Source organism: Actinomadura sp. 7K507 (assembly GCF_004348425.1).
Lineage (GTDB): Bacteria > Actinomycetota > Actinomycetes > Streptosporangiales > Streptosporangiaceae > Spirillospora.
Genome location: NZ_SMKK01000049.1, coordinates 38570 through 44924 on the forward strand (window position 1 = coordinate 38570; position 6355 = coordinate 44924).

The 6355-nt window shown below is 71.9% G+C and carries 6 protein-coding genes; 4 read left to right on the forward strand and 2 right to left on the reverse strand.

All coding sequences use genetic code 11. The features are described from left to right. Positions 1-39: 39 nt before the first annotated feature. The 3 genes from E1285_RS13835 to E1285_RS13845 are packed head-to-tail and all read left to right on the forward strand — an operon-like array spanning position 40 to position 2932. Complete coding sequence (locus E1285_RS13835; protein ID WP_132151896.1) at positions 40-1026, forward strand: sugar ABC transporter substrate-binding protein; 987 nt, start codon at positions 40-42, stop codon at positions 1024-1026. Beyond that, entirely contained in the window at positions 1023-2081 is a 1059-nt protein-coding gene (locus E1285_RS13840) for an ABC transporter permease (RefSeq protein WP_132151898.1), read from the forward strand. The genes E1285_RS13835 and E1285_RS13840 overlap by 4 nt, the downstream gene beginning before the upstream one ends. Next, complete coding sequence (locus E1285_RS13845) at positions 2078-2932, forward strand: ATP-binding cassette domain-containing protein (protein ID WP_132151900.1); 855 nt, start codon at positions 2078-2080, stop codon at positions 2930-2932. Before E1285_RS13840 ends, E1285_RS13845 begins: the two co-directional genes overlap by 4 nt. Before the next feature lie 11 nt (positions 2933-2943). Here the strand turns inward: E1285_RS13845 and E1285_RS13850 are convergent, their stop codons facing one another. Both E1285_RS13850 and E1285_RS13855 read right to left on the reverse strand, forming a co-directional pair. Beyond that, positions 2944-4617 (reverse strand): serine/threonine-protein kinase, encoded by a 1674-nt coding sequence (locus E1285_RS13850; protein ID WP_132151902.1) that lies wholly within the window; start codon positions 4615-4617, stop codon positions 2944-2946. 109 nt (positions 4618-4726) lie between these two features. Further along, positions 4727-5872: a helix-turn-helix domain-containing protein gene (locus E1285_RS13855; RefSeq protein WP_132151904.1), complete on the reverse strand. Its 1146-nt coding sequence runs from the start codon at positions 5870-5872 to the stop codon at positions 4727-4729. 123 nt (positions 5873-5995) lie between these two features. Here E1285_RS13855 and E1285_RS13860 point away from each other — a divergent pair. Beyond that, positions 5996-6355, forward strand: a 360-nt coding sequence (locus E1285_RS13860) for an FAD-dependent oxidoreductase (RefSeq protein WP_132151906.1), incomplete at its 3' end; no start/stop codon positions are given.

Here is a 6355-nt window from a genome sequence, read left to right on the forward strand (position 1 = left end):
TCAGACCGTCCATTCGGGGAGAAACGGAGAGCAGATCCGATGAGAGGCGTTTTCGCGCGTGGATCGTCCAAGGGGCTCGCGGTTCTCGCCGCGAGCGTGCTGGTTCTGAGCGCATGCAGCGGTTCGGGCGGCAAGGAGGCCGAGGAGGACACCGGCGGTTCCGGCCCCCGGCTGGAGATCGCCATGGTGACGCACTCCGCCCCCGGTGACACCTTCTGGGACATCGTGCAGAAGGGCGCCCAGGCCGCCGCCGACAAGGACAACGTCGAGTTCCTGTACTCGGCCGACCCGGACGGCGGCAAGCAGGCCCAGCTCGTCCAGGCCGCCATCGACAAGAAGGTGGACGGCATCATCGTCACCCTCGCCAAGCCCGACGCGATGAAGGACGTCCTGGCCCGCGCCGCCGCCGCGGACATCCCGGTGGTCTCGATCAACTCCGGCCAGGAGGAGTCGGCGGAGCTCGGCGCGATCGCGCACTTCGGGCAGGACGAGTCGATCGCGGGTGAGGCGGCCGGCACCGAGCTGGGGAAGATCGGCGCCTCCAAGGCGCTGTGCGTGGTCCACGAGCAGGGCAACGTGGGCCTGGAGGCCCGCTGCGACGGCGCGCGCAAGACGTTCGACGGCGACCTGGAGAACCTGTTCGTCCAGGGCGCGAACATGCCGGACGTCAAGTCGTCCATCACGGCCAAGCTCCAGTCCGACAAGAGCATCGACGGGGTCCTGACGCTGGGCGCGCCCTTCGCCGCGACCGCCGTCGACTCGGTCGAGGAGACCGGCAGCGAGGCCAAGATCGGCACGTTCGACCTGAACAAGGACCTCATCGCCTCGATCAAGTCGGGCGCCATCGAGTTCGCCGTCGACCAGCAGCCCTACCTCCAGGGCTACGGGGCCGTCGACCAGCTGTGGCTGCTGAAGAACAACGGCAACGTCCTCGGCGGCGGGCGCCCGGTGCTGACCGGCCCGGCGATCGTCACCAAGGACAACGCCGCGGAACTGGAGGCGTTCGCCGACCGGGGGACCCGGTGACCCACACGGTCACCGAGCCGCCGGTGGCCGGGCCGGGCGCGGACGAGCGCCTGGCCCGGCAGTCGCCGCTGCGGCGGCTGCTGGGCCGCCCGGAGCTCGGCGCGCTGCTCGGCGCCGTCGCGCTGTTCGTGTTCTTCTCGGTCGTCGCGGACGCGTTCCTGCAGACCGGCTCGTTCTCGACCGTGCTCTACGCGAGCTCCACGTTCGGGATCATGGCGGTCGGGGTGTCGCTGCTGATGATCGGCGGCGAGTTCGACCTGTCCGCCGGGGTGATGGTGACGTCCGCGGCGCTGATCGCCGCACTGACCGCCTACCAGTTCACGCTGAACGTGTGGGCGGGCGTGGCGATCTCGCTCGTCCTGACGCTGGCGCTCGGGATGGTCAACGGGCTCCTCTACAACTGGACGAAGCTGCCGAGCTTCATCATCACCCTCGCCATGTTCTTCATGCTCGCGGGCCTGAACCTCGGCGTCACCAAGGCCCTCACCGGCAACGTCGCGAGCGACTCCGTCCGCGACATGGACGGCTTCGGGAGCGCCCGCGCGATCTTCGCCTCCGACATCACGATCCTGGACGTCCGGGTCAAGATCACCGTGTTCTGGTGGCTGCTGTTCGTGGCGATCGCGACCTGGATCCTGCTGCGCACCCGCATCGGCAACTGGATCTTCGCGGCGGGCGGATCGGCCGCCGCCGCCCGCGCGGTCGGCGTCCCGGTCGCCCGCGTCAAGATCGGCCTGTTCATGGGCGTGGCCTTCTGCGCCTGGTTCTCCGGCATGCACCTGGTGTTCGCGTTCGCGACCGTCCAGTCCGGGGAGGGCGTCGGCAACGAGTTCCTCTACATCATCTGCGCGGTCATCGGCGGATGCCTGCTGACCGGCGGGTACGGATCGGCGATCGGCGCGGCGATCGGCGCGTTCATCTTCGGCATGACGAACAAGGGCATCGTGTACGCGGAGTGGAATCCCGACTGGTTCCGGTTCTTCCTCGGCGCGATGCTGCTCATCGCCACCGTGGTGAACCTGGTCGTCCGGCGCAGAGTGGAGCGAGCCTCGTGACCGCGTCTCCCGTGCATGTGAACGACGCGCCGCTGCTCAGGCTGAGCGGCGTCGGCAAGAACTACGGCAACGTCATCGCGCTGCGGGACGTGAGCCTGGAGGCGTCCGCCGGCGAGGTGACGTGCGTCCTGGGCGACAACGGGGCGGGCAAGTCCACCCTCATCAAGGTCGTCGCGGGGCTGCACCGCCACGACACGGGCGCCTACGAGGTGCAGGGCGAGAAGGTCGCGTTCGCCTCGCCCCGCGACGCGCTCGACCGCGGCATCGCGACGGTCTACCAGGACCTCGCGGTCGTCCCGCTGATGCCGGTCTGGCGCAACTTCTTCCTCGGCTCGGAGAAGCGCAAGGGCCTCGGCCGCCTGGACGTCGAGTTCATGCGGTCCACCACCCACGGCGAGATGGCCGCGATGGGCATCGACCTCCGCGATGTCAACCAGCCCATCGGCACCCTCTCCGGCGGCGAGCGGCAGTGCGTGGCGATCGCCCGCGCCGTCTACTTCGGCGCCAAGGCCCTCGTCCTGGACGAGCCCACGGCCGCCCTGGGCGTCAAGCAGGCCGGGGTGGTGCTGCGTTACATCGTCCAGGCGCGGGAACGGGGCCTCGCGGTCATCTTCATCACCCACAACCCGCACCACGCCTACCCGGTCGGCGACCGCTTCCTGATCCTCAACCGCGGCCAGAGCATCGCCTACCACACCAAGGAGGAGATCACCCGCGACGAACTGACCGCCCTCATGGCCGGCGGCCGCGAACTGGAAGAACTGGGCCACGAACTGGACGCGGCAGGCTCCCCGGCCACCGCCAGGCAACTGGCAGAGGAGGCGAGAACCCTGGACCCCACCGGCGACTGAGCCGGATGCGGTCAAGCCCATTCGGCGTCGGTCAGGCGGCGTTCCAGGCCGGGGGTGTCCCAGAGGTCGACGACCAGCATCTTCGACTGTGGGAGGTACCACAGGCGCTCGGTGTAGGCGAACTGCGTCCTGCGGGTGGGGCCGTAGCCGATCGGGTCGTCGGTGGTGGCGTCACGGGTGTAGCAGGGGACGCGCCACTGGTTGTACTCCGCCTTCTTCGAGCCGATGTCGGCGAACCGTTGCGCCGTCCGCGTGGCGCCGTGCTCGACGCCGACCGCCCGCAGGTTCTCGTGCCGGGGGCAGCTCATGCCCTCGTCCTGGCCGAACAGCACCCCGTAGCTGTCGCTGGTCTTGTACGGGCTGGCGATGTACGCGCCGGGCGCGTCGAAGAAGCTGGGACCCAGCACGAAGAACCCCCGGCACATGTAGGCGCTGGGAGCGATGCCGCCCTGCTCCACGATCTCGTCGCAGTTGTTCGCGGTTGCCACGTAGTAGCTGTCGGGCGGGGTCGATTCGCCGGGGGAGGTGTCCCGGTTCTGCATCGGGTGCGTCTTCCAGGCGGCCGGGGCGCGGATCGTGATCTTGCCGATCCGCATCGGCTCCCCGGACGGGGTCGGGGTGGTGCTCACCACGGCCGGGTGTTCCTCCGCGGACGTGGACGCCTGGTAGACGCCGACGCCTCCGGCCGTCGCGCCGACGACGGCGGTGCCCGCGATGGCGGCGGCCGTCTTGGTGCCGACCGCGCTGAGCAGGCCCGTCGATCCGGCGGCCGTCCCGGCTCCCGCCCCGGCCCCCGCGGCCGCCGTGCCGGCCGGGAGGAGACCGGCGGCGATGGGGAACAGCGCGGAGAGCGCGACGGCGCTCCCGGCGAGCGTGCGCAGGCCCTTGGACTCCCAGCCGGTCCCGTAGGCCGTCCGCGCCAGTTCGTCCAGTTCCCCGACGAACTCCGCCGCGCCGGGCGGGCGCTCCGCCGGGTCCTTGGCCATGCCGGCGGCGATGAGCGGGCGCAGCGGCCCGGGGACCTCGTCGGCCGGGACGTCCCCGGACAGGTGGCCCGCCATGACCGACGCGCGGTCGCCGCCCCCGTACGCGCGGCCGCCCGTCAGGCACTCGAAGAACACGCAGGTGGCGGCGTAGACGTCGGTGGCGGGCGTGGCGGGCTCGCCGCGCCACTGCTCGGGCGCCATGTAGAGCGGCGTGCCCGCGCCCGACGCGGCGCCCTCGGCCGTGGCGACGCCGAAGTCGATGAGCTTGCTGCGCCCGTCGGCGGGGACGATCACGTTGGCGGGCTTGTAGTCCCGGTGCACGACGCCGGCGGCGTGGGCGGCGGCGAGGCCGAGCAGCGAGCCCTTCAGGACGGTGAGCGCGGCCTCGGGCTCCAGGGTTCCGTACCGGCCGATGATCTCCTTGAACGAGACGCCGTCCACCGCCTCCATCACGATGGCGAGCTCCCCGTCGTGCTCGACGAGCCGGTACAGCCGCGCGACATGCGGGTTGTCGACCCGTCCGAGCATCACGGCCTCGTGCCGGAACCGTTCCCGCGCGTCCGGGTCGGCCCCGGCCGGCAGGTACTTGATCGCGACGGGGAAACCGCGTTCGGCGTGCCGCGCGAGGACGACCCGTCCCTGCGCCCCGCGCCCCAGTTCCCGGATCTCCTCGAAATCCGACACGCGCCACCGCGTCACAGGCCGCTCCTCGGATTCGTACCGGCGTTCCCACGATTCTGACGCGGCGGGAGGCGGAAAGGTTGATCGTTCCGGCGACGGATCTTCCCGGTGTCGGCGTCGCCGACGGTCATGCGGGTGCGAGCCAGGTCCGGCAGAGCCACCAGGCGTTGACGGCGCCGAACGTGTCGGACGGGTCGATCCCGGTGGCCTCGGTGAAGCGCTGGACCCGGTTCCGCACCGTGTTGGGGTGCACGAACAGGCGTCCGGCCGCCGAGGTCACGTCGCGCCCCGCCTCCAGCCAGGCGCACACCGCCCGCGCGACCGGCTCGCCGCTCGCGCCGAGGCCGGTCCAGGCCGCCCGGTGCCGTTCGAGCAGGACGGAGGCCAGGTCGGTGCGGTCGGTGATCGCGGCGAGGACGGCGACGTCCGCGGCGTGCACCGGCCCCGTCCGGCCGGTCGCCTCCGCGGCGGCGAGCGCGGACACGGCGAGCCGGCGCGCGGCCGCCAGGTTCTCCGGCTCCGCCGGTCCCGCGATCCCGACCGCGTATGCGGCGCCGTCGGCCGCGGGCGCCCGCACGGCCACGGCGACCAGCAACCCGTCCAGCAGTGCCGACACCCCTGGACCGCGCGAGCCCGGCACGTCGCGTGTGGTGGCGGTGAGGCGGCGCGGGGGTTCGTGGGCGCCGGCGGGGCGGGTGGTCAGGACCCAGAGCGGGGTGTTGGGCGGGAGGCCCGCTTCGGCGGCGGCCAGGGCGGCGGCCGACCCGCCGTCCAGGAGGCGGCGCAGGATCGCGGCGTCGCGCTCGTCCGGGCCCGCCCGTCCGCCCGCCTGCGCCTCGCGGTGCGCCTTGATCAGCCGGGACCGGACGGCTTCGGCCCAGTCGTCGTACAGTTCCCGCGCGTCGAGGAGAAGGCCGGCCCGGATGCCCTCGCGGGCCGCCACCTCCCGTGCCCGGGACCAGATGGCGCGTTCGGCGACGTGGATGGCGCTGAGGACGGCCTCGATGGGCACGCCCTGCCTGGCGCGGGTGACGCCGAGCTCGGCCACGAACGACAGTTCCGCCTCGGTCGGCCCGCGCCGGGACGCGATCGCGCGGGTCGCGGCGGCGAGCAGCACGCGGGTGTGGCCGGCGATGTCGGCGGGCGGCAGCACCGACACCTCCCGTACCAGCGAGGACACCCCGGCGACCACGGACGCCAGCAGGTCCTCGTCGCCGTTGACGCGCTCGATGAGGTCGATGACCGGCGTCCAGTCGGTGTCATCCTCGTTCATGACGACGATTGTGTTGCACCACAAGTTCGGTCGCCAAATGCGTGGTCGCGTCCATGTCCCTCACGGGCGCTCCTGCCTAAAGTTGGACCTCACCACAATCAATGTTCACCTGCGGAGTGCTGAATGACCTGTCGTGTCGCCGTGATCGGTGCGGGGGCGGCCGGTCTCGCCACCGGCAAGGCGCTGCGCGACGCGGGTCTCGAGGCCGTGGTCTACGAGAAGGGCGACCGTCCCGGCGGGCTCTGGGCGCGCGGCAACGGCAGCGGCCTGTCGCCCGCCTACGCGTCCCTGCACCTCAACACCAGCAAGGGGCGCACGGAGTTCGCGGACTTCCCGATGCCGGGGCGGTGGCCGGACTACCCGTCCGCCGACATGGTCGCGGGATATCTCGCCGACTACGCCGAGCGGTTCGGAGTCACCCCGCACATCCGGTTCCACACCGAGGTCGCGTCCGTGGAGCGGGACGGGGCGGGAGGGCCGTGG

What these genes read in the sequence shown, in the direction of transcription:
- E1285_RS13835 (WP_132151896.1), top strand. Translation starts at nt 40, where the DNA reads ATGAGAGGCGTTTTCGCGCGTGGATCGTCCAAGGGGCTCGCGGTTCTC.
- E1285_RS13855 (WP_132151904.1), bottom strand. Translation starts at nt 5,872, where the DNA reads ATGAACGAGGATGACACCGACTGGACGCCGGTCATCGACCTCATCGAG.